Source organism: Streptomyces sp. SCUT-3 (assembly GCF_014083985.1).
GTDB classification, from domain to species: Bacteria; Actinomycetota; Actinomycetes; order Streptomycetales; family Streptomycetaceae; genus Streptomyces_H; species Streptomyces_H thermolineatus.
The window spans coordinates 1,490,324-1,513,148 of sequence record NZ_CP046907.1; the positions used below are offsets into that span (position 1 = coordinate 1,490,324).

Consider the following 22,825-nt stretch of genomic DNA (forward strand, 5'->3'; position numbering starts at 1 on the left):
GCGCGCCGTGCGTCCCGCGGCCGGTGCGGCGGGGCTTCAGCGAGTGGTCTCGGTGACGCGGCTCTCGCGGACGACGGTGATCCGGACCCGTCCCGGGCCGGCCAGCTCCTCCTGCACCCGCCTGGCCATGTCGCGGGCGATGGCCCGTGCCCGGAGGTCGTCGACCGCCTCGGGGCGGACCATCACCCGGACCTCCCGGCCGGCCTGCACCGCGTACGCCTTCTCGACCCCCTCGTACGAGGCCGCGATCCGCTCCAGCCCCTGCAGCCGGCGCACGTACGTCTCCAGCGACTCCCGGCGCGCCCCGGGCCGGCCTCCCGAGACGGCGTCCGCGACCTGGACGAGCACCGCCTCGACCGTTCGGGGCTCGATCTCGTCGTGGTGCGCCGCGATGGCGTGCACGACCTTCTCCGACTCGCCGAAACGGCGTGCGGCCTCCGCCCCGACGGCCGCGTGGCTGCCCTCCGCCCGGCGGGTCAGCGCCTTGCCGACGTCGTGCAGCAGCGCGCCGCGCCTGGCCAGCTGCGGGTCGGCGCCCAGTTCGCTCGCCAGCATCGCCGCCAGGCGGCCGGACTCCACCAGGTGGGCCAGGACGTTCTGCCCGTAGGAGGTCCGGTACCGCAGCCGCCCCAGGAGGGCCACCAGCTCGGGGTGCATGTCGGTGATGCCGGCGTCGGTGACCGCGTCCTCGCCGGCCCTCAGGCAGCGCCGCTCGACCTCGGCGCGGCTGCGCTCGTACGCCTCCTCGATCCGGGGCGGGTTGATGCGTCCGTCGGCGACCAGTGCCTCCAGCGCCAGGCGGGCGGTCTCGCGCCGCACCGGGTCGAAGCAGGAGAGCAGCACGGCCCCGGGGGTGTCGTCCACTAGCAGGTCCACCCCGGTCACCGATTCGAAGCTGCGGATGTTGCGGCCCTCCCGGCCGATGATCCGGGCCTTCATGTCGTCCCCGGGGAGGGGCAGCACGGACACCACCGCCTCGGTGGTCCGCTCGCCGGCGATCCGCTGGAGCACCCCGGCCAGGATCCGACGGGCCCGCGCCTCCCCCTCGCGGCGGGCCTCCTCCTCGATCTCCCGGACGGTCGCCGCCGCCTCCAGCACGGCCCGGTCCTCCGCGGCGCGCACGATCTCCGCCCTGGCCTCCCGCACCGTCATCGCGGCGGTCCGCTCGAGGATCCGGCGGCGGTCCGCCTCGGCCTCCGCCAGTTCGGCGCGGCGGCGGTCCAGCGCGCCGAGTTCCTCGGCCAGCCTCAGGCTGCGGGCGCGCAGTTCCTCCGTCTCGGCGTCCAGCCGCGCCTCGCGGTCGGCCAGCCGCTGCTCCCGGCGCTCCAGGTCGGCCCGCAGCTCGCGGGCCTCCTCGCGGGCGGCGGCGCGGACCCCGGCGGCCTCCGCCTCCGCTGCGGACCGCACCTCCTCGCGCACGCGGCGCAACCGGCGCAGCTGCGCCGCGGTGCCGGCGGCCAGCACCGCCAGGGCGACGGCCACCGCGACGGCCGATCCCGCGGGCAGCGGGAAGCTGCCCACCAGCGCGACGCCCATGGCCCCTCCCCCGAACCGTCCCTCACCGTACGTGGGCCATTGTCGACGCAAAGGAACGACGGGGGAACCGTACGCGCCGGTTTCACCCGTCCCTTCCTTTTTCTTCCCCGCCGGGTCCGTCAGTCCGGGAGGTGCTCCTGGAGGAACTCCGGGTCCTCGCCCTCCTCCTCGAGCGCCCTGCGGACGACCCGGAGGGCGAGGCCCTCGGAGTAGCCCTTGCGGGCCAGCATTCCGGCAAGGCGGCGGACCCTTCGCTCCCGGTCCAGACCGCGGGTGGCCCGCAGCTTGCGGTCCACCAGTTCTCGGGCGGTGGCCTCTTCCCGGTCCGGGTCGAGTTGTCCGACGGCCCGGTCGACCAGTTCGGAGTCGACGCCGCGGACGCGCAGCTCGCGGGCGAGGGCCCGCCGGGCCAGGCCCCGGCCCCGGTGCCGGGACTCGACCCAGGCGTCGGCGAACGCCCGGTCGTCGATGAGCCCGACGTCCTCGAAGCGGGACAGCACCTTCTCCGCCGCGTCCTCGGGGATGCCCTTGCGGCGCATGGCCTCGGCGAGTTGGCCGCGGGTGCGGGGGGTTCCGGTGAGCAGCCTCAGGCAGAGATTGCGGGCGGCCTCCTCCGGGTCCGCCGGGACCTCGGGCTCCCGCGCCCTCCGCGGCGGCTCCCGCCCGTCCGTGGACCCGGCGGAGCCGCCGCCTCTCCTCGCCACCGCGCTCAGGCCTTGGTCGCGGCCGTCGCCTTGGTGGCCCGGACCGCCTTGGTGGCCGTGGTGGCCTTGCCCGCGGGAGCAGCCGCAGCGGCGGGCGCGGCGGCGGGAGCGGTGCCCGCGGGGGCCTCCTTGCCGGCCTTGTCCGCCTCGGTGGCGCCGTCGGCGGCCGCCTCGGGCTTGACCCCGATGCCGAGCTTCTCCTTGATCTTCCTCTCGATCTCGTCGGCGAGGTCGGGGTTGTCCTTGAGGAAGTTGCGCGAGTTCTCCTTGCCCTGGCCGAGCTGGTCGCCCTCGTAGGTGTACCAGGCGCCGGACTTGCGGACGAAGCCGTGCTCGACGCCCATGTCGAGCAGGCCGCCCTCGCGGCTGATGCCCTGGCCGTAGAGGATGTCGAACTCGGCCTGCTTGAAGGGCGGAGCGACCTTGTTCTTGACGACCTTGACGCGGGTGCGGTTGCCGACGGCCTCGGTGCCGTCCTTGAGGGTCTCGATGCGGCGGATGTCCAGGCGCACCGAGGCGTAGAACTTCAGCGCCCGGCCACCGGTGGTGGTCTCCGGGGAGCCGAACATCACGCCGACCTTCTCGCGCAGCTGGTTGATGAAGATCGCGGTGGTCTTGGACTGGTTGAGCGCACCGGTGATCTTGCGCAGGGCCTGGCTCATCAGCCGGGCCTGCAGGCCGACGTGGGAGTCGCCCATCTCGCCCTCGATCTCGGCGCGCGGCACCAGGGCGGCCACCGAGTCGATGACGATCAGGTCGAGCGCGCCCGAGCGGATCAGCATGTCGGTGATCTCGAGGGCCTGCTCGCCGGTGTCGGGCTGGGAGAGGATGAGGGAGTCGGTGTCCACACCGAGCTTCCTGGCGTACTCGGGGTCCAGGGCGTGCTCGGCGTCGACGAACGCCACCGTGCCGCCGGCCCTCTGGGCGTTGGCGACGGCGTGCAGGGTCAGGGTGGTCTTGCCGGAGGACTCCGGGCCGTACACCTCGACCACCCGGCCGCGGGGCAGGCCGCCCACGCCGAGGGCGACGTCGAGCGCGGTCGACCCGGTGGGGATGACCTCGATCGGCTCGTGCACCTTGTCGCCGAGACGCATGACGGCGCCCTTGCCGAACTGCCGTTCAATCTGCGCGAGCGCGGCGTCGAGCGCCTTGTCTCGGTCGGTTCCTGCCATGGCTTCCACCCGGTTTGCTTGAGTCGATCGCTTCACATCCACCGACGCTACTGCCTGGCACTGACAGAGCGGGGGGACGAGGGCCGGGCTGTGGAAAACCCGGCCCCCCTCATGAGAATGCTTGTTCGATTTTCGTGTCAAGCCGCCACGCGGACGGTCAGCGCCGGATCCGCCGGTACACCGCCCGGCGCGCCCGGGCGAGCAGCGCCGACTCCCGCCGACGCCGCGGATTCGGCCGGTGGGCCCGCGGGTCGGTGACGTCGTAGCGCTTGACGTAGGCGCCGAGGAAGCCCTGGAGGGTGGCCGTGGCCGGGATCGCGATCAGGGCCCCCACCGCCCCCAGCAGCGCGGTGCCCGCGATCACCGAGCCGAAGGCGACCGCGGGGTGGATGTTCACGGTCCGCGCGGTGATCCTCGGCTGCAGCACGTAGTTCTCGAACTGCTGGTAGACCACGACGAACCCGATCACCCACACCGCGTCCCACGGGTCCTGGGTGAAGGCCAGCAGCGCCGGCAGCGCGCCGGCGAAGTAGGTGCCCACCGTGGGCACGAACTGCGAGACGAGCCCCACCCACACCGCCAGCGCCGACGCGTAGGGCACGCCCAGCGCCTCCAGCAGCACGTAGTGCGCCCCCGCCGACACCAGGGCCATCAGCCCGCGCGAGTACAGGTAGCCGCCGGTCTTGGCGACCGCGATCTCCCAGGCCCGCAGCACCTCCGCCTGGCGGTGCGGCGGCAGCACCGAGCACAGCGTCCGGCGCAGCCGCGGCCCGTCGGCGGCGAAGTAGAAGGCGAACAGGCCGATGGTCAGCGTCTGGAACAGGCCGCCCAGGAGCGTGGCGGACAGCCCCCACACGTCACTGGCGTTCTGCTGCACGTAGTTGCGCAGCCAGTCCGAGCCGAGCACGTCCCGCTGGACGTCGCCCAGGGAGATGTCGGTGCGGAAGGTGGCATTGATCCAGGAGACCAGTGCGTCGATGTAGTCGGGCAGGTCCTTGGCGATGGTGCTCAACTGGTCCACGACCAGCGAGCCCAGCGCCGTGACGAACAGGGCGACGGCCGTGAACACCCCCAGGAAGACCAGGGCGGTGGCCAGTCCCCGGCGCATCCCCCGCTCCGCCATCCAGTCCACCGCGGGCTCGACCGCCAGGGCCAGGAAGAAGGCGATCAGGACGTTCAGCAGCAGCCCGATCAGCTGGTGGAACGCCCAGTTGCCGAGCTGGAAGACTCCGAAGAGGGCGAGCGCGAGGACCATCGCGCGGGGCAGCCAGGGCGGCATGCCCACCCGGTCCGGCACGGCCTCGGGAGCGGGGTCGGAGGCGGGGCCGTCGTTCTGCGGCTTCTCGGTGTGCGCGTCCACCCCGCAAGTCTGGCCCATGCGCGGCACCCCGCACGAAGGGGCCTCGTGCGGACCCGGCGCGGCGGGGCCCGGCGGGCCCGGCTCAGCGCCGCGCCGCGGGGACGTCCACGGCCGCGCACACTGCGCGCCACACGTCCTTGGCCTCCCAGCCGGCGTCCAGCGCCTCGTGCACCGTGCGGCCCCCCAACTCGGACATCACGTGGTCGCGGGCGAAGGTGTCGGCGTAGGCCGCGCCGAAGTGTTCGCCCATCCTGCGCCAGAACTCGGTCAACCGCATGCGACCAGTATCCCCGCCCCGCAGCGGCCGGCCGCCCCCGCCGGCCCCCGGCCGCTCCGGTCGGCCGGCGGATCGGCCGGCGGGTCGGCCGGTCAGCCGGTCAGCCGGTCAGCAGGCGCAGCCCCGCGGTGGTCGCGACGGCGGCGCCGATCACCACCAGGAAGGGCGCCCGGAGCAACAGGGCCACCGCCGCGGCCGCCAGGCCGGCGGCCCGGGTCGCCGCGACCGGCCACTCGGCGCCGAAGGTCTGCACAGCGGTGAGCGCTGCCAGCAGGGCCAGCGGCACGAGCGCGGCCAGACGGCGCACCAGGGGGTGCTCCAGCCGGGCCGCCGGCAGGGAGAGGCCCAGGAGCTTGACCGCGTAGCAGCCCACGGCGGTCACGCCGATCGCGATCCACGCGGTCACCGCGCCCGCCTCCGTTCCACCAGCAGCGCCAGGGGGGCGGCGAGCGCCGCGACGAGCACGGGCACCCCCGCCGGCAGGAGGGACAGTCCCGCCACCGCGACGACCACCGCGCCCAGCGCGGTGGCCCGCTCCGTCCCGCCCTCCCGCAGACGGGGCCACAGCAGGGCGAGGAAGACCGCGGGCCCGGCGGCGTCCAGCCCGTACGCCTGCGGGTCGCCCAGCGCGTCGGCGCCGAGCGCCCCCAGAAGGGTGCCGAGGTTCCACAGCACGTACAGGGAGACGCCGGTGACGGTGAACCCGATGCGCGCCGCCCGGCGGTCGGGCTGCGCCAGGGCCACGGCCGCCGTCTCGTCGATGGTCAGCTGGGCGGCGAACGGGCGCACCCAGCGCGGCGGTTCCAGCACCTGGGAGAGCCGCAGCCCGTAGAAGGCGTTGCGGACGCCGAGGAAGAGCGCGCCCGCCGCCGCAGTGAGCACCCCGCCGCCGGCCCCGAGCGCGCCCACCAGCGCGAACTGCGAGGCGCCGGTGAAGACCAGCAGGCTCAGCGCGCACGCCTGCGCCACGGTCATCCCCTCGCCCGCCGCCGTCACGCCGAAGGCGAAGCCGGACAGCCCCACCGCGATCCCGACCCCAGCGAGTCCCGGACGACCGCGCGGTCGTCGCGCGCGCCGGTGCCGCGGGGCGGGCGGCCCCCGTCGCCGGAACCGCCCCGTGCGCGGGCGGCCGGGGGCGCGGACGGGCCCGCGGGCGGGGGCGGGGCGGGAGGGTTTTCGGGTATCGCGCTCACCCGTGCAGGTTATGCGGGCCTCCGGCTCCGGCCCCGCACGGCCCCTGCGCGACCCCCCGCACCACGCCGCGCACCGCCCCGTCGGACCTGGCGGAAGACGGCGGGCCCCGGCGGAAGACGGCGGGCCCCGGCGGAAGACGGCGGGCCCCGGCGGAAGACGGCGGGCCCCGGCGGAAGACGGCGGGCCCAGCGGGTCTCAGTCACCGGGGCCCGGGATCCGGGCCACTCCGCGGGCGCCGAGGGAACGATTCAGCAACTCCTGGAGCCGGTCGGGCGACGCGTCCGGGTGGCGCGCCGCGATGACCGCCACCACCCCGCTGACGTGGGCGGCGGCCATGGACGTGCCCGACAGGGCCGCGTACCGCCCCCCGGGCCAGGCCGAGACCACCTGGTCCCCGGGACCGCCGTACGGGTCCCCGCCGGGCGCGGCGGGCCAGCCGCGCCCGGCGGCGTGGTTGGAGTAGGCGGGGCGCGTGCCCCCCGGGCCGACGGCGGTGACCCCGAGGACGCCGGGCAGCTCCCCCGGCAGCCGGACGCACTCGGGGCCCAGCCTGCGGGCCCGCGGCCGGACTCCGTCGGGGTGGTCGTGCGGGCTGCGCCCGTCGACGCGGACCGCGTCCAGGTCCTGGCCGTCGTTGCCGGCCGAGGTCACCACCACCGCGCCGCGGGAGCGCGCGTACGCCACGGCCCGGCCGACGGCCTCGATCAGGGCGGCCTGGTCCGGGTCGCCGGGGCAGTTGTACTTCCACGGGTCGGCGAAGTAACTGTTGTTGATCACCCGGGCGCCGTTGTCCGCGGCCCACAGCAGGCCGCAGACGATGTTCTCCGTGTAGTACTGCCCCGCGTCGCCCAGGAGCCGGACGGCGGCGATCCGCGCCCCCCGGCGCCACTCCGGCCACGCCGCGCCCGTCGCGGGCCGCGGCGACGGTGGCGGCGACGTGGGTGCCGTGCCCGCCGTCGGCCGGCCGGGACAGCGGGCGCCACGCCCCGGGGGAGCCGTCGGCCCGGCCGTGGACGCAGGACGCCGAGTGCCGCGGGTCCACCGCGGCGCGCAGGTCGGGTGGGTGTCGTCGACGCCGGAGTCCAGGACGGCCACCAGGACGCGCTGCAGCGCACGCCGCGGGACGGCGGCGTCCTCGGCCCCCACCATGGCGAGGTTCCAGGTCCCGCGCTCACCCGGATCGGGCACCGGCGGAGGCTCGTCGGCCCCCGCCGGTGCCCACGGGCGGCGCACTCCGCCCTCGCCGCTCTCACCGTCCTCACCGCTCCTGCCGCCCTCACCGCCCTCGCCGGCCACGGGGAGACCGGGCTCCCTGCCGTCGCGCGGCAGGGCGGGGGCGGCGGCGTCCGCCCTGCCGCGCTCCTGCGGGGCCGACAGGGCCGAGGCGGCGGGCGACAGCCGCGGGGCGGCCGCCGGAGCGGGCCGGCCGCTGCGGGGCCGGGCCGCCGTCACGGCGGGCGGGACGGCGGCCAGCGGTGCCGTGCGGGTGGCGCCCGCGGCGCGGACGCCCGGGGCGTTCCTCAGCCGGGCGGCGAAGTCCGGGGCGGAGGACCAGGCCAGGACCGTGCCGATCTGCCGGTGGACGGTGCCGGGCCGCCCGCCCGCCTCGCGCACGGCGCGGACCGCGGCCCCGGCCCCGGCGGCGTCCGCCCGGGAGGCGACCACGAGGTAGCTGATCCAGCGGCGCGCCCCGGTCCCGCCCGGTGCCGCGCCGAGCAGCAGGGCGAGCAGGGCCAGCAGCACCAGGACGTGCAGCGCGCCCGCGGCCCCTGCGCCCCTTCGGCGGTCCGCATGCTGCCCAAGCACCTTCGCTCCCGGAGTCGGCCGGTCCCGGGGCGCCCCGGGGACTGTGGCCGATACTAGGGGCTTTTCTTCGTAAATACGGTCATTTCGCCCCCTGGCGTGGGGTCCGTCCCGGTTGTCGGTGCGGCACGGCAGGATTGACGGCATGCCCCAGCAGCCGGACAAATCCCCGCTCCCTCCCGCCCGCCGGCAGCAGGCCCCGGCCCCGCACGTCCCGGAGCCCGGCGCCGTCCCCGGGGACGGCACGGACCCCAAAAGCGGCACGGCCCTTGGGGGCGGTGCGGGCGCGGAGGGCGGCGCGGGCACGGGGGGCGCCGCGGAGGGGCCGGAGGCCGCCCTGGCCGGCTTCTCCGCCGCGACCCGGGCCTGGTTCACCGGTGCCTTCCGCTCCCCCACCGCCGCCCAGGCCGGAGCCTGGAGGGCGATCGGGCAGGGGTCGGACGTCCTGGTCGTCGCCCCCACCGGTTCCGGCAAGACCCTGGCCGCGTTCCTCGCCGCGCTGGACGGCCTCGCCTCCTCCCCCGCGCCCGCCGAGGAGAAGCGGCGCTGCCGGGTGCTGTACGTCTCCCCCCTCAAGGCCCTGGCGGTGGACGTGGAGCGCAACCTGCGCAGCCCGCTGACCGGTCTGCGCCACGAGGCGGTGCGGCTGGGCCTCCCCGAGCCGCAGATCCGGGTCGGCGTCCGGTCCGGCGACACCCCGGCCGCCGAGCGCCGCTCGCTGGCGGCCCGGCCGCCGGACATCCTGATCACCACGCCGGAGTCGCTGTTCCTGATGCTGACCTCCGCGGCGCGCGAGTCGCTCGCCGGCGTCGAGACGGTGATCCTGGACGAGGTGCACGCGGTCGCCGGGAGCAAGCGGGGCGCCCACCTGGCTCTCACCCTGGAGCGGCTGGACGAGCTGCTGGAGCGCCCCGCCCGCCGCATCGGCCTGTCCGCGACCGTCCGCCCCGTCGACGAGGTCGCCCGCTTCCTCTCGCCGCGGCGCCGGGTCACCGTGGTCCAGCCGGAGTCCGCCAAGGAGTTCGACCTGTCGGTCGTGGTGCCGGTGGAGGACCTCGGCGAGCTGGGGGGCTCCCCCGCGGCCGACGCCCACAGCGGTCCGGCCGCAGGCCCCGAGCAGCAGGCGTCGATCTGGCCGCACGTCGAGGAGCGGATCGCGGACCTGGTCCAGGCGCACCGGTCGACCATCGTGTTCGCCAACTCCCGCCGCCTGGCCGAGCGGCTGTGCAACCGGCTCAACGAGATCGCGCACGAGCGCGCCACCGGCGAACCGCTGCCCGCCGACCACGCCGCGGCCGCCCTGGCGGGCGCCTCCGGCACCGGCAGGGGGGCCGCTCCGGTGCTCGCCCGCGCCCACCACGGCTCGGTCTCCAAGGAGCAGCGTGCCCTGGTCGAGGAGGACCTCAAGGCCGGCCGGCTGCCCGCCGTGGTGGCCACCTCCAGCCTGGAGCTGGGCATCGACATGGGTGCGGTCGACCTGGTCGTCCAGGTCGAGTCGCCCCCCTCGGTCGCCTCCGGCCTGCAGCGGGTGGGCCGGGCGGGCCACCGGGTGGGGGCGGTCTCGGCCGGTGTGGTCTTCCCCAAGTACCGGGGCGACCTCGTCCAGGCGGCGGTGGTCACCGAGCGGATGCGGGCCGGCGCCATCGAGGCGCTGCGGGTCCCCTCCAACCCGCTGGACGTCCTGGCGCAGCAGGTCGTGGCGATGACCGCCATGGACGCGTGGGACACCGAGGAGCTGCTGGCCGTGGTGCGGCGCGCGGCGCCGTTCGCCGCCCTGCCGCGGTCCGCGTTCGAGTCCGTGCTGGACATGCTGGCCGGGCGCTACCCCTCCGACGCCTTCGCCGAGCTGCGGCCGCGCGTGGTGTGGGACCGGGTGGCGGGCACCGTCACCGGGCGCCCCGGGGCGCAGCGGCTGGCCGTCACCTCCGGGGGCACCATCCCCGACCGCGGGATGTTCGGGGTCTTCCTGGCCGGCGCGGACCCGAAGAAGGGCGGGGGCCGGGTCGGGGAGCTGGACGAGGAGATGGTCTACGAGTCCCGGGTGGGCGACGTGTTCACCCTGGGCACCACCTCCTGGCGGATCGAGGACATCACCCGGGACCGGGTGCTGGTCACCCCCGCCCCCGGCGTGCCGGGGCGGCTGCCCTTCTGGAAGGGCGACTCGCTGGGCCGCCCGCTGGAGCTGGGCCGCGCGGTGGGCGCCTTCCTGCGGGAGATCGGCGCGCTGGGGGCGGAGGCCGCCCGGAAGCGGCTGCGCGCCGCGGGCCTGGACGACTGGGCGGCCGGCAACCTGCTGGCCTACCTGGACGAGCAGCGCCGGGCCTGCGGCCACGTCCCGGACGACCGCACCGTCGTGGTCGAGCGGTTCCGCGACGAGCTCGGCGACTGGCGCGTCGTGGTGCACTCGCCGTTCGGGGCGCAGGTGCACGCCCCGTGGGCCCTGGCGCTGGGCGCCCGGCTGGCCGAGCGGTACGGCCTGGACGCGCAGGTGATGCACGCCGACGACGGCATCGTGCTGCGGCTGCCGGACGCCGACCTGCTCGGCGCAGACCTGCCCGGCGACGGCCCGCTCGGCGACGACATGTTCGGCACCGCCGCCCCGGGCGCTCCCGCCGGGGCGTACGGCGCCGGGTACGACGCGGACCGGGCCCCGCTCGAAGCGGCCGACGTGGTCTTCGACCACGCCGAGGTGGAGCAGCTGGTGACCGACCGGGTCGGCGGCTCCGCGCTGTTCGCATCGCGGTTCCGCGAGTGCGCGGCACGCGCCCTGCTCCTGCCGCGCCGCAGTCCCGGGCGCCGCACCCCGCTGTGGCAGCAGCGGCAGCGTGCCTCCCAACTGCTCCAGGTCGCCGGCGAGTTCGGTTCGTTCCCGATCGTCCTGGAGGCGGTGCGCGAGTGCCTCCAGGACGTCTTCGACGTTCCCGGCCTCACCGAGCTGATGGGGGACCTGGAGGCCCGCAGGGTCCGGCTGGTGGAGGTGACCACCCCCGAGCCGTCCCCCTTCGCGAAGTCCCTGCTGTTCGGCTACGTCGCCCAGTTCCTCTACGAGGGCGACTCGCCGCTGGCCGAGCGGCGCGCCGCCGCGCTGTCCCTGGACTCGCGCCTGCTGGCGGAGCTGCTGGGCCGCGCCGAGCTGCGCGAACTGCTGGACGCGGACGTGCTGCACGAGCTGGAGGCAGAACTGCAGCGGCTCACCCCGGACCGGCACGCCAAGGACGCCGAGGGCGTGGCCGACCTGCTGCGCCTGCTGGGCCCGCTGACCGACGCGGAGCTGGCCGAACGGGGCGCGCGGCCGCAGTGGGCCGTCGGCCTGGAGGCGGCCCGCCGGGCGATCCGGGTGCGGATCGCGGGCGAGGAGCGGTGGGCCGCGGTCGAGGACGCGGGGCGGCTGCGCGACGCGCTGGGCACCGCGCTGCCCGTGGGCGTCCCCGAGGCGTTCACCGAACCGGTCAAGGACCCGCTGGGCGACCTGCTGGCCCGTCACGCGCGCACCCGCGGCCCGTTCACCGCTGCGGACGCCGCGAGCCGGTTCGGCCTGGGCACGGCGGTCGCCGAGGGGACGCTGCACCGGCTGGCCGCCGGCGGCCGGGTGGTGCAGGGCGAATTCCGCCCCGGCGGCGCCGGGCACGAGTGGTGCGACGCGGAGGTGCTGCGCAGGCTGCGCCGCCGCTCCCTGGCCGCGCTGCGGCAGGAGGTGGAGCCGGTCCCGCCGGCCGCGCTCGCCTCCTTCCTGCCCCAGTGGCAGCACCTGGGCACGCACAGCCTGCGCGGCGCGGACGGCCTGCTGCGGGCCGTCGAGCAGTTGCAGGGCGCCGCCGTCCCGGCGTCCGCCCTGGAGAAGCTGGTCCTGCCCTCGCGGGTGAGCGGCTACACCCCCGCACTGCTGGACGAGCTGACCGCCGCGGGCGAGGTGGTGTGGGCGGGGGCGGGCGCCCTGCCCGGCAAGGACGGCTGGGTCGCGCTGTACCCGGCCGACACCGCGCCCCTGCTGGTCCCCGAGCCGCAGCCCTTCGAGTCCGCCCCCCTGCACCGGGCGGTGCTGGAGGCGCTGGACGGCGGGTACGGCCTGTTCTTCCGGCAGATCGCCGACCGGGTGCGCGCCGGGGGCGCGGAGTGCACCGACGCCGAACTGGCCGCGGCCGTGTGGGACCTGGCCTGGTCGGGGCGGCTGACCAACGACACCCTGGCCCCGCTGCGCGCCCTGCTGGGCTCGGGCCGCACCGCCGGGTCCACCGCGCACCGCGCGCCGCGGGCCGTCCCCCGCGGCCGGTACGCGGCGGCCGCGGGCCGCATGCCGCGCGCCGCCGCCTCCCGCGGCGGCCCCGCGTCCACGGCGGGCCGCTGGTCGCTGACCCCCGCCCCGGAGCCCGCCCCGACGCACCGCGCCCACGCCCTGGCGCAGACCCTGCTGGACCGCCACGGCGTGGTGACCCGCGGGGCGGTCGCAGCCGAGGGCGTCGCGGGAGGGTTCTCCGCCGCCTACCGGGTCCTGTCCGCCTTCGAGGAGAGCGGGCGGGCCCGGCGCGGCTACGTCGTCGAGGGCCTGGGGGCCGCCCAGTTCGCCCTGGACGGGGCGGTGGACCGGCTGCGGGCGGCGCACGCCGAGCGGGAGCGCGCCGGGCAGGACGCCCCGCGGCGGCACGCCCTCGTCCTGGCCGCGGCGGACCCGGCCAACGCCTACGGCGCGGCACTGCCGTGGCCCGCGCAGCCCGAGGGCGTCTCCCACAAGCCCGGCCGCAAGGCCGGCGCCCTGGTGGTGCTGGTCGACGGCGAACTCGTGCTCTACGTCGAGCGCGGCGGCAGGACGCTGCTCGCCTGGACGCAGGAGGAGGACCGCCTGCGGGCCGCCGCGGAGGCCCTGGCCGGGGCCGTGCACGACGGCGCGCTGGACCGGATCACCGTGGAGCGCACCAACGGCGAGGCCGCTCTGGAATCCGCCCTCGGCCGCACCCTGGAGGCGGCCGGCTTCCACGCCACTCCGCGCGGTCTGCGCCTGCGCGCCCGGTGAGGGGGCCGCAGGGCCCCGCCCGCGCCTCCCGTCCGCCGGCCTCCGCCGCCCGGGGCCGTTTCCCGGCATGATGGACGGGTGCCCGAGGGAGACACGGTCTGGCTGACCGCGCGACGGCTGCACGAGGCCCTGGCCGGCCGCGTGCTGACCGCGGCCGACCTGCGCGTACCGGCGCTGGCCACGACCGGGCTGGCCGGGCGCCGCGTGCTGGACGTCACTCCCCGCGGCAAGCACCTGCTGACCCGCCTGGAGGGCGGGGCGACCCTCCACAGCCACCTGCGCATGGACGGCTCCTGGCACGTGTACGCGCCGGGCGAGCGGTGGCGCGGCGGCCCGCAGTGGCAGGTCCGGGCGGTGCTCGCCACCGCGGAGCGCGTCGCGGTCGGCTACCGGCTGCCCGTGCTCGAGCTGCTGCCCACGTCCGAGGAGCACACCGTGGTCGGGCACCTGGGGCCGGACCCGCTGGGCCCGGACTGGGACCCGCACGAGGCGGTGCGGCGGATGCTGTCGCAACCGGACCGCGCCGTGGGCGAGGCCCTGCTCGACCAGCGCAACCTCGCCGGGGTGGGCAACGTGTACAAGTGCGAGCTGTGCTTCCTGCGCGGGGTCTCCCCCTGGACCCCGGTCGGGCAGGTGCGCGCCCCCGACCGGATGGCCGCCCTCGCCGCGAGGCTGCTGCGGGCGAACAGGGAGAGGGTGGGGCACGTCACCACCGGTGACACCCGGCACGGCCGCACCCACTGGGTGTACGGCAGGGCCGGCCTCCCGTGCCTGCGCTGCGGCACGCCGGTGCTCCGCGCCGGGCCGGGCGGCGGGACGGGCGGCGTAACGGGCGGGCCGGGCGGCGTAACGGGCGGGCCGCCGGACGTCGAGCGGGTCACCTACTGGTGCCCGCGCTGCCAGCCCGGCCCGGCACCGGCCGGGAACGCCTGAGCCCTCCCGGGCCCGGGCCGTGCACGCGCGAGGGGGCGCCCCCGCCGTGCGGCGGGAGCGCCCCCTCGGGTCTCCGGTCAGATCTCGACGTTCTCCGCCTGGAACATCCAGGAGGCCTTCTCGAGGTCGGCCGTGAGGGAGATCAGGATGTCCTGGGTGACCGGGTCCGGCTCGTCGGTGGCCCTGACGCGCTCCCGCATCCGGGAGACCACCGAGCCCAGGGCCTCGACGAGGATCTGGACCGCGTCGTCGTCCTTGATCCACCCGTCCTTGACGGTGTCGACGCCGCTGGTCTTGGCCACGGTCTCGGCGCGGCCGTCCGGGGTGATGCCCAGTGCCGCGGCCCGCTCGGCCACCGTGTCCGAGTACTCCCGGGCCGTGGCCACGATCTCGTCGAGCTGCAGGTGGATGGACCGGAATCGGGGGCCGACGATGTTCCAGTGGACCTGCTTCGCCAGCAGCGAGAGGTCCACCATGTCCACCAGCGCTCCCTGCAGCGCGTCCCCGACGGTCTTGCGCGCTTCGTCCGAGAGCGTGCTCTTCACCACAGCCATCTGTTCCTCCTCTGCCTCTGCGCGGACGCACGGCGGATCCCTGCTCAACCGGTCGGGGGTGAGGCGGGGCGGTCACTTCCACGTGCTGTTACGTCTGCCGGGTCTCCTGCCCGGTCTGCGCGGGGCAAACATCGGGCACGAAAATCCCGGCCCGCGCGGGCGCGGACCGGGTGCGGTGCGGAAGGGAAGCAGGAGGAGAGAGGGTGCGGGAGCCGCCGGGCCGCGTCAGGCCGCGACGACGTCCACCGCTTTGCTGGCCGACTTCAGCGACACCCGGTCCTCGGGCGAGACGGGCACCGGCTCCAGGCGGACGGGGGCGGTGTTCTGGGAGGCGGCGGACTGGGCCAGCTCGGCCAGCGAGAGCTCGTCGCTGACCTCGCGCATGACCTCGGACATCGGCACGTCCAGTGCGTCGCAGATCGCGGAGAGCAGTTCCGAGGAGGCCTCCTTCTGCCCCCGCTCGACCTCGGAGAGGTACCCGAGGGAGACGCGGGCCGAGGCCGACACTTCACGCAGGGTGCGGCCCTGACGTTGGCGCTGCCGACGCAGCACGTCACCCAGCAGGCGACGAAGCAGGATCATCGGTGGCTCCCTCCTCGGACCGCGTATCGGTTTGTCCTCCGCCCACCGTACCGCCTTCGCCGCTGCCCGTGCGGGGAGCGATGTCGTGTTCACTCAGGGCTGCAAACATCAGGTGCTGCGGCCGTATTCCGTATCCTTTGCCCCTGCGGGAGCCGACAAACTCCCTTGGAGAAGGCGGATCACCGCGTCGACGGTCTCCTCGCGGATCCGCCCCCGGCCGCCGGACAGCCGCAGCGGCAGCACCCGGCTCCCCCCGGGGCCGGCGGCCGCGACGAACACCGTGCCGACCGGCCGGCCGTCCTGCGGTTCGGGGCCGGCCACCCCCGTCGTGGCGATCCCGTGGTCGGCCCCCAGGGCGCGGCGCACCCCCTCGGCCATCTGCCGGGCGACCTCGGGGTCGACCGCCCCGTTGCGCTCCAGCAGCTCCGGGTCGACCCCAAGCAGCTGCGCCTTCAGGTCGGTGGCGTAGGCGGTGACCGACCCCCGGAACACCTTGGAGGCACCGGGAACGGCGGTCAGCTCGGCGGCCACCAGGCCGCCGGTGAGCGACTCCGCCGCGGCGAGGGTCTGCCCCCTGCCTGCCAACGTCTCCAGCACCTCGGCGGCGGCGCTCACGCCCCGACCCCCGGCCGTCCCTCCCGCACCCGCTGCCGGGCCGCGGCGAGCGAGGCGCGCCGCAGCACGACCGCCTGCCGCACGTAGTCGGCCCCGGTGACCACCGTCAGGACCACCGCCGCGGCCATCGTCCACGCCCGCAGGGTGGCCAGCGGCCCGGTCAGCACCAGGATGTACATCCCGACGGCGATGCCCTGGGTGAGGGTCTTGAGCTTCCCTCCCCGGCTGGCCGGGATGACTGCGTGCCTGATCACCCAGAAGCGCATCGCCGTGATGCCGATCTCGCGGAAGAGGATCACCGAGGTGACCCACCACGGCAGGTCCCCGAGGGCGGAGAGCCCCACGAGCGCCGCTCCCATGATCGCCTTGTCGGCGATCGGGTCGGCGATCTTCCCGAAGTCGGTGACCAGGTCGTACCGGCGTGCGAGTTCGCCGTCGAACAGGTCGGTGATCATCGCGACGGCGAACGCCGCCCAGGCGAAGGCGCGCCAGACGGGGTCGTGGCCCCCGTCGTGCACCAGCAGCAGGACGAAGACCGGCACCAGGACCAGCCGCATCATGGTCAGCAGGTTGGCGACGTTCCACAGGCTCACGCGCCGCGGGCCGACCGCGACAGCGGCGGGGCGGGGCAGTCCGCGGGTCGCCCCGGAGGGAGCCCCGGACGCGGGTACGCCGCTCATGTGCCCTCGCCCCCGCGGCCCGGCACCGCCGTCACCTCGGCGACCAGGTCGACCCCCTCGGAGGCGACGACCCTCGCCGTGACCAGGTCGCCGGGGGCCGCCCCCTCCGCGCCGGCGCCGACCAGGACGACCTGCCCGTCGGTCTCGGGCGCCTGGTGGGCGGCGCGGCCGTGGACCTCGGGCTCGCCGTCCTCGTCGTCCTCGGTGTCCACGCCGTCGACGAGGACCTCCACGGTGGATCCCACGCGCTCCTCGGCCCGCTGGGCGGTCAGCTCCTCGGCCAGCCGGGCGATGTGGGCCAGCCGGCGGGAGACCTCCTCCTCCGGCAGCTTGCCGTCGTAGCCGGCGGCCTCGGTGCCCTCCTCGTCGGAGTAGCCGAAGACGCCGATCGCGTCCAGGCGGGCCCCGGTCAGGAACCTCTCCAGCTCGGCCAGGTCGGCCTCGGTCTCGCCGGGGAACCCGACGATGAAGTTGGAGCGCACCCCGGCTTCCGGGGCCTTGGCCCGCACCTGTTCCAGCAGTTCCAGGAAGCGGTCGGTGTCGCCGAAGCGGCGCATGCGGCGCAGCACGGGGCCCGCCGAGTGCTGGAAGGACAGGTCGAAGTAGGGGGCGACCTTGGGGGTGGAGGTGAGCACGTCGATCAGGCTCGGCCGCATCTCGGCGGGCTGCAGGTAGCTGACCCGGATCCGCTCGATGCCCTCGACCGCGGCGAGCTCGGGCAGCAGGGTGTCCAGGAGGCGGATGTCGCCGAGGTCCTTGCCGTAGGAGGTGTTGTTCTCCGAGACCAGCATGACCTCCTTGACGCCCTGTTCGGCGAGCCACCTGGTCTCGCCCAGCACGTCCGAGGGGCGGCGGGAGACGAAGGAGCCGCGGAAGGAGGGGATGGCGCAGAAGGCGCAGCGGCGGTCGCAGCCGGAGGCCAGCTTCACCGAGGCCACCGGACCGGTGTCCAGGCGGCGGCGCAGGGTGGGGCGGGGCCCGGAGGCGGGGGCGACACCTGCGGGAAGGTCGGCGGGCCCCTCCTGGTAGGCGTCCGCGCCCGCGGCGGCCGGCGCGTCGCCGTGGCCGGGCAGGGCCACCGAGGCGCCCTGGCGGTCGGCCGGGCTGATCGGCAGCAGCTTGCGCCGGTCCCGGGGGACGTGGGGGGCGTGCACGCCGCCGGACAGGATGGTCTGCAGGCGGCCGGAGATGTCGGCGTAGTCGTCGAAGCCGAGCACTCCGTCGGCCTCGGGGAGCGCCTCGGCGAGCTCCTTGCCGTAGCGCTCGGCCATGCAGCCGACGGCGACGACGGCCTGCGTGCGGCCGGTCTCCTTGAGGTCGTTGGCCTCCAGCAGGGCGTCGACGGAATCCTTCTTCGCGGCCTCGACGAACCCGCAGGTGTTGACGACGGCGACGTCGGCGTCGGCGGCGTCGTCGACGAGATCCCATCCGTCCGCCGCCAAACGCCCGGCGAGCTCCTCGGAGTCCACCTCGTTGCGGGCGCAGCCAAGAGTGACAAGAGCGACGGTGCGGCGTTCGGACATGGGCATCAGCCTACTTCGTCCTCGCCGCACCGCCGCTCCCGAGGGCACCCGCCGCTTCCGCGCGGGCACCGCTCAGCCCGCCTCGGGGTCTCCGGGGGTGAAGTTGAGCCGGACGACCTGGCCGCCGTCGCCGGCCGGGCCGAGGTCCTTGCCGTTGACGAACATGCGCACGGCGCCGGCGTTGCCGATCACCAGATTGAGCTGCTCGTTGTCGGTGAACGTCTCGGACTGCCCCTCGGTCAGGACGTTCTGGAAGAGGGTGCGGCCGGTGCTGTCGACGACGGAGATCCAGCTCTGGTCCTCGGCCGCGGTGAGCTTGACGGTCACCTTGTCGGCGGGGGCCGCGGCGATGGCGCTGCCGCTCTGCTCGGGCTCGGCCGAAGGGGTGCGCCCGGGCCCGTCCGTGGTGGGGGGCGCCGCGGAGGGCTTGCCGGCGGCCGGCGTGGTGGCGCCCCGGTCCTCGCCGCTGAAGAGGGTGAAGCCGACGAACATCACCACGGCCGCGATGGCCGCCACCATCGCGGCGGTCCAGTTGGGCCTGCGCGGCTCCGAGCGGATGCGCTCGGCGTCGAACACCTTGGCCGCCGGGGCCGGCGCGGTGCGCCCCCCGTGCTCGGCGTCGAACGCCTCGACCAGCGGAGCGGGGTCGAGACCCACCTCCCGGGCCAGCGTCCGGATGTGGCCGCGGGCGTACACGTCACCGCCGCAGCGCGAGTAGTCGTCCTGCTCGATCGCCTGCACGATGGGGACGCGGACCCTGGTCCGCGCGCTGATCTCGCCGACGGTCAGCCCCGCGGCGGCGCGGGCCTGCGCCAGGGCCCGGCCGACCGAGGGCGGGTCGTCTGGAGGGGGAGTGCCGATGGACACGTGGAGCGCCTTTCGAGCGTGAGCCACCTGCTGGAAGTTCAGTCTAGGGGTGCGGGGAAAGTACGGGGCAAGCGGGCGGTGACAGTTTGTCTGCCATCAGGAGTGCGGTAGCACCTGACAGTGGGACACGTGCGCCTCCTGCTGTTGATGTGGACCAACGGCCGGCGGAAACGGTTGCACCGTTCCCCCTCAGGAGTGGTCCTCTCCGCGGACGGCGGCGAGCACGCCGTCGAGCTCCTCGGGTTTGACCAGAACGTCACGGGCCTTCGAGCCCTCACTCGGCCCCACGATCCCGCGCGACTCCATCAGGTCCATCAGCCTGCCCGCCTTGGCGAAACCTACACGCAGTTTCCGCTGGAGCATCGAGGTGGAGCCGAACTGGGTGGACACCACCAGCTCGGCGGCCTGGCACAGCAGGTCCAGGTCGTCCCCGATCTCCTCGTCGATCTCCTTCTTCTTCCCCTGACCGGTCGTCACGTCGTCGCGGAAGACCGGTGCGAGCTGCGCCTTGCAGTGCCCGACGACCGCGGCGATCTCCTCCTCGGTGACGAACGCGCCCTGTATGCGGGTCGGCTTCCCGTCCCCCATGGGGAGGAACAGCCCGTCGCCCTTGCCGATCAGCTTCTCCGCCCCGGCCTGGTCGAGGATGACCCGGCTGTCGGCCAGCGAGGAGGTGGCGAACGCCAGCCTCGACGGCACGTTGGCCTTGATCAGGCCGGTGACGACGTCCACGCTGGGCCGCTGGGTGGCCAGCACCAGGTGGATGCCGGCGGCGCGGGCCAGCTGCGTGATGCGCACGATCGCGTCCTCGACGTCGCGCGGCGCGACCATCATCAGGTCCGCCAGCTCGTCGACGATCACCAGCAGGTACGGGTAGGGGGCCAGCTCGCGCTCGCTGCCCTCGGGGGCGGTGACCTTCCCGGCGCGCACCGCCGCGTTGAAGTCGTCGATGTGCCGGAAGCCGAAGTTGGCGAGGTCGTCGTAGCGCAGGTCCATCTCGCGCACGACCCACTGCAGCGCCTCGGCGGCCTTCTTGGGGTTGGTGATGATCGGGGTGATCAGGTGCGGGATGCCCTCGTAGGCGGTCAGCTCCACCCGCTTGGGGTCCACCAGCACCATCCGCACCTCGTCCGGGGTGGACCGGACCATCACCGAGGTGATCAGGCAGTTGATGCACGAGGACTTGCCCGCGCCGGTCGCGCCGGCGACCAGGATGTGCGGCATCCTGGCCAGGTTGGCGACGACGAAGCCGCCCTCGACGTCCTTGCCGAGCCCCACCACCAGCGGGTGGTCCTCCTCGGACGCCTCCGCCAGGCGCAGCACGTCGCCGAGGTTGACCATCTCCCGGTCGGTGTTGGGGATCTCGATGCCCACCGCCGACTTGCCGGGGATCGGGCTGATGATCCGCACGTCGGGGCTGGCCACCGCGTAGGCGATGTTCTTGGCCAGGGCCGTGATCCGCTCGACCTTCACCGCGGGGCCCAGTTCGACCTCGTAGCGGGTGACCGTCGGGCCCCGGGTGAACCCGGTGACGGCCGCGTCGACCTTGAACTCGGCGAAGACGCCCTGGAGTGCGCGGACGGTGTCGTCGTTGGCCTTGCTGCGCGCCTTGCCCGGGCCGCCCTCGTTGAGCAGGGACAGCGAGGGCAGCGTGTACTCCGTGCCGGCGGCGAGCCGCAGCTGCTCGGAGCGGGCCGGGGCGGGAGTGTGCTCCGGCTTCGTCGGCGAGGACGCGCGGCCCGCGCGGGCCGGCGGCACCGGCCCGCCCTCCGCCGCGGCGGCCGGCACCGTGGGGGCGGTGGCGCCCGCCGTGGTCGCGGCGCCCGCCGCACCGGCGTCGTCCGCCGCGTCCGCGTCGTCCCCGCCGCCCGGCCTGACCCCGTGGCTGAGGCCCGCGACCACCGGGGAGGCCGGCACGCCGTACTGCACCAGCCCGTCGGCCAGTTCGGAGGTGCTCAGCGCCCCCAGCGCCCCGGCGTCGAACGCTGCGCCGCCCGCCCGGGGCCCGCGCCGCTTCCGCCGGGCGGGTTCCGGCTCCCCGCCGCCGGCCGGACCGTCCGCCCCGCCGTCCCGGTCCGCCGCGGCGCGGCGGGGACGGCGGCGCGGGGCCGCGGCGCGTTCCTGCTCCTCCGGCTCCGCCTCCCCGTACCCGTCCTCGTCCTCGTCCCTGCCTCTGCCTCTGCCCCTGTCCTCGTCCCGGGCCTCGACGACGCCGAGCCTGACTCCCAGCAGCCGCAGCCGCCGCGGGATCGCGTTGACCGGGGTGGCGGTGACCACCAGCAGACCGAAGACGGTCACCAGCAGGAGCAGCAGGACGGCGAGCAGCGGGCCGACGGCGAGCAGGAACGGGGTGGCCGCGGCCCAGCCGACGAACCCTCCCGCGTCGCGCAGTCCCTCGACCCCGGCACCGCGCAGCGGCGCCCCGCAGGCGAGGTGCACCAGGCCCAGGACCCCGACCGCCAGGGCCGACAGTCCCACGACGATCCGCCCGTTGGCGTCCGGCTTCTCCGGATGGCGCATCAGACGCACCGCCACCACCGTGAGCAGGACCGGGAAGACGAGGTCCAGGCGCCCGAAGGCACCGGTGACCAGCATGGTCACCAGCTCCCCCACGGGTCCGCGCAGGTCCGACCAGGTACCGGCCGCCACCACCAGGGCGATGCCGAGCAGCAGCAGGGCCAGCCCGTCCTTGCGGTGCGCCGGGTCCAGGCCGCGGGCACCCTGGCCCACGCTGCGGAAGACCGCCCCGACAGCGTGCGCGGCCCCCAGCCACACGGTCCGCAGCAGGCGCAGGACCGGAGCGGTGGGCGAGGGCGCCGCCCTGTCGGGGACCTTGGCCACCGTCTTGCGGACGGGCTGCCTGCCCACGCCCTTCGCGGCCGGGGGCCTCTTCGCCGGGGGCTTCTTCGCCGGCGGCTTCCTCGCCGCACCGCCCGCCGCGGGCTTCCCCGTGCCGCCACGCCCGGCGCTCCGCTTCGACGGACCCGCCGCGCTCCTGGAACCGCTTCCGGACGTACGTGTGGCCATGGCTGGGAGGTTACCGGGGCCGCGGCCCAGGAACACGACGGCGGACGCCTTCACTCGTTCGTGTCGGCGCCCGGGGTCCGCCGGGTTGACGCCGGGCCGTTGCGGGACGGCCCCGGGGGCACCCGGGCAGGGTCCTCCGGCTCAGTCCTGAGCGGCGACGGAACCGGTGCCGACGCCCGGCTCGAGGGCGTCGAGCACCCTGCGCAGCCCGTTGAGCTTGCGCTCCAGATGGGCGGCGGTCGCCACCGCCGCGGCGTCCGCCGACTCGTCCAGCTGCTTGGACAGGGCCTCGGCCTGCTCCTCGACCGACGCCAGCCGCGCGGACAGCTCGGCGAGCAGTCCGGCGGGCTCCTTGTCGCCGCCGGCGCCGTCGGCCCGGCCGCCCTCCAGCTGCAGCCTCAGGAGCGCGGCCTGCTCGCGCAGCTGGCAGTTCTTCATGTACAGCTCGACGAAGACCGACACCTTGGCGCGCAGCACCCACGGGTCGAACGGCTTGGAGATGTAGTCGACGGCCCCCGCCGCGTAACCGCGGAAGGTGTGGTGCGGGCCGTGGTTTATCGCGGTCAGGAAGATGATCGGGATGTCGCGGGTGCGCTCGCGGCGCTTGATGTGCGCCGCCGTCTCGAAACCGTCCATGCCGGGCATCTGCACGTCCAGCAGGATCACCGCGAAGTCGTCCGTGAGCAGCGCCTTGAGCGCCTCCTCCCCGGACGATGCCCTCACCAGGGTCTGATCGAGCGCGGAGAGGATGGCCTCCAGCGCGAGCAGATTCTCCGGCCGGTCATCGACCAGGAGGATCTTGGCCTTCTGGACCATGGCCCGTCCTCCTCGTCCCGGCAGTGTCCCGGGCGCCGCCCCCAGGGACGGCTCCTGGTCGCCGCCCGTCCTTGTGCCGGTCATGGTAGCCGCACCCCGCCGTCCGCCACACCCTGTCACTGCCATGTCACTGTGCACTTGTCCTCAACGTCCGGCAAAACGGCATGGTTCCCG

At 75.5% G+C, this 22,825-nt stretch carries 16 protein-coding genes and 2 pseudogenes; 2 read left to right on the top strand and 16 right to left on the bottom strand.

The features are described 5' to 3' along the window. Positions 1-36: 36 nt before the first annotated feature. The 8 genes and pseudogenes from rny to GQS52_RS06505 form a co-directional block, all read right to left on the bottom strand. Complete coding sequence (rny, locus tag GQS52_RS06470) at positions 37-1,536, bottom strand: ribonuclease Y (RefSeq protein WP_182312249.1); 1,500 nt, start codon at positions 1,534-1,536, stop codon at positions 37-39. Positions 1,537-1,655: 119 nt separating this feature from the next. Then, positions 1,656-2,348: pseudogene (recX, locus tag GQS52_RS06475) on the bottom strand (recombination regulator RecX); the annotation flags it as partial. Then, positions 2,246-3,412 carry a recombinase RecA gene (recA, locus tag GQS52_RS06480; RefSeq protein ID WP_182312251.1) on the bottom strand — a complete coding sequence of 389 codons (1,167 nt, stop codon included), beginning with the start codon at positions 3,410-3,412 and terminating at the stop codon, positions 2,246-2,248. The pseudogene recX and the gene recA, both read right to left, overlap by 103 nt. 157 nt (positions 3,413-3,569) lie before the next feature. Next, positions 3,570-4,691, bottom strand: a complete 1,122-nt coding sequence (locus GQS52_RS06485) for an AI-2E family transporter (RefSeq protein ID WP_182316254.1) — start codon at positions 4,689-4,691, stop codon at positions 3,570-3,572. A 163-nt stretch (positions 4,692-4,854) separates the two neighbouring features. Further along, positions 4,855-5,049: a DUF3046 domain-containing protein gene (locus GQS52_RS06490; protein ID WP_182312253.1), complete on the bottom strand. Its 195-nt coding sequence runs from the start codon at positions 5,047-5,049 to the stop codon at positions 4,855-4,857. Between the two features lie 100 nt (positions 5,050-5,149). Beyond that, a complete protein-coding gene (locus GQS52_RS06495) occupies positions 5,150-5,455 on the bottom strand; it encodes an AzlD domain-containing protein (protein ID WP_182312255.1) in 306 nt (101 codons plus the stop codon). Next, positions 5,452-6,242, bottom strand: a pseudogene (locus GQS52_RS06500) (AzlC family ABC transporter permease). The gene GQS52_RS06495 and the pseudogene GQS52_RS06500 overlap by 4 nt, the downstream one beginning before the upstream one ends. Positions 6,243-6,438: 196 nt before the next feature. Then, positions 6,439-8,049 carry a S8 family serine peptidase gene (locus GQS52_RS06505; RefSeq protein WP_182312257.1) on the bottom strand — a complete coding sequence of 537 codons (1,611 nt, stop codon included), beginning with the start codon at positions 8,047-8,049 and terminating at the stop codon, positions 6,439-6,441. A gap of 142 nt (positions 8,050-8,191) precedes the next feature. Here GQS52_RS06505 and GQS52_RS06510 point away from each other — a divergent pair, with 142 nt between their 5' ends. Both GQS52_RS06510 and GQS52_RS06515 read left to right on the top strand, forming a co-directional pair. Then, positions 8,192-13,054, top strand: coding sequence for a DEAD/DEAH box helicase (locus GQS52_RS06510; protein ID WP_259370627.1), 4,863 nt, complete (start codon positions 8,192-8,194; stop codon positions 13,052-13,054). A gap of 78 nt (positions 13,055-13,132) precedes the next feature. Beyond that, positions 13,133-13,987 carry an Fpg/Nei family DNA glycosylase gene (locus GQS52_RS06515; RefSeq protein ID WP_182312259.1) on the top strand — a complete coding sequence of 285 codons (855 nt, stop codon included), beginning with the start codon at positions 13,133-13,135 and terminating at the stop codon, positions 13,985-13,987. Between the two features lie 77 nt (positions 13,988-14,064). Here GQS52_RS06515 and GQS52_RS06520 read toward each other — a convergent pair whose 3' ends face one another. The 8 genes from GQS52_RS06520 to GQS52_RS06555 all read right to left on the bottom strand — a co-directional run bounded on the left by GQS52_RS06520 (position 14,065) and on the right by GQS52_RS06555 (position 22,651). Then, positions 14,065-14,541 carry a DNA starvation/stationary phase protection protein gene (locus GQS52_RS06520; RefSeq protein ID WP_182312261.1) on the bottom strand — a complete coding sequence of 159 codons (477 nt, stop codon included), beginning with the start codon at positions 14,539-14,541 and terminating at the stop codon, positions 14,065-14,067. Positions 14,542-14,766: 225 nt separating this feature from the next. Further along, the gene (locus GQS52_RS06525) at positions 14,767-15,123 is read right to left on the bottom strand and encodes a helix-turn-helix transcriptional regulator (protein WP_182312263.1); all 357 of its coding nucleotides are present in this window, start codon (positions 15,121-15,123) and stop codon (positions 14,767-14,769) included. Positions 15,124-15,231: 108 nt separating this feature from the next. Beyond that, positions 15,232-15,738 (bottom strand): CinA family protein, encoded by a 507-nt coding sequence (locus GQS52_RS06530; RefSeq protein WP_182312265.1) that lies wholly within the window; start codon positions 15,736-15,738, stop codon positions 15,232-15,234. After that, positions 15,735-16,418 (bottom strand): CDP-diacylglycerol--glycerol-3-phosphate 3-phosphatidyltransferase, encoded by a 684-nt coding sequence (gene pgsA, locus GQS52_RS06535; RefSeq protein ID WP_182312268.1) that lies wholly within the window; start codon positions 16,416-16,418, stop codon positions 15,735-15,737. The genes GQS52_RS06530 and pgsA overlap by 4 nt, the downstream gene beginning before the upstream one ends. Further along, entirely contained in the window at positions 16,415-17,941 is a 1,527-nt protein-coding gene (rimO, locus tag GQS52_RS06540) for a 30S ribosomal protein S12 methylthiotransferase RimO (RefSeq protein WP_182312270.1), read from the bottom strand. The genes pgsA and rimO overlap by 4 nt, the downstream gene beginning before the upstream one ends. Before the next feature lie 72 nt (positions 17,942-18,013). Next, positions 18,014-18,808 (bottom strand): RodZ domain-containing protein, encoded by a 795-nt coding sequence (locus GQS52_RS06545; RefSeq protein WP_182316257.1) that lies wholly within the window; start codon positions 18,806-18,808, stop codon positions 18,014-18,016. 189 nt (positions 18,809-18,997) lie between these two features. Next, positions 18,998-21,835 carry a DNA translocase FtsK gene (locus GQS52_RS06550; protein WP_182312271.1) on the bottom strand — a complete coding sequence of 946 codons (2,838 nt, stop codon included), beginning with the start codon at positions 21,833-21,835 and terminating at the stop codon, positions 18,998-19,000. Positions 21,836-21,976: 141 nt separating this feature from the next. Beyond that, positions 21,977-22,651 (bottom strand): response regulator, encoded by a 675-nt coding sequence (locus GQS52_RS06555; RefSeq protein ID WP_182316258.1) that lies wholly within the window; start codon positions 22,649-22,651, stop codon positions 21,977-21,979. Positions 22,652-22,825: the final 174 nt, after the last annotated feature.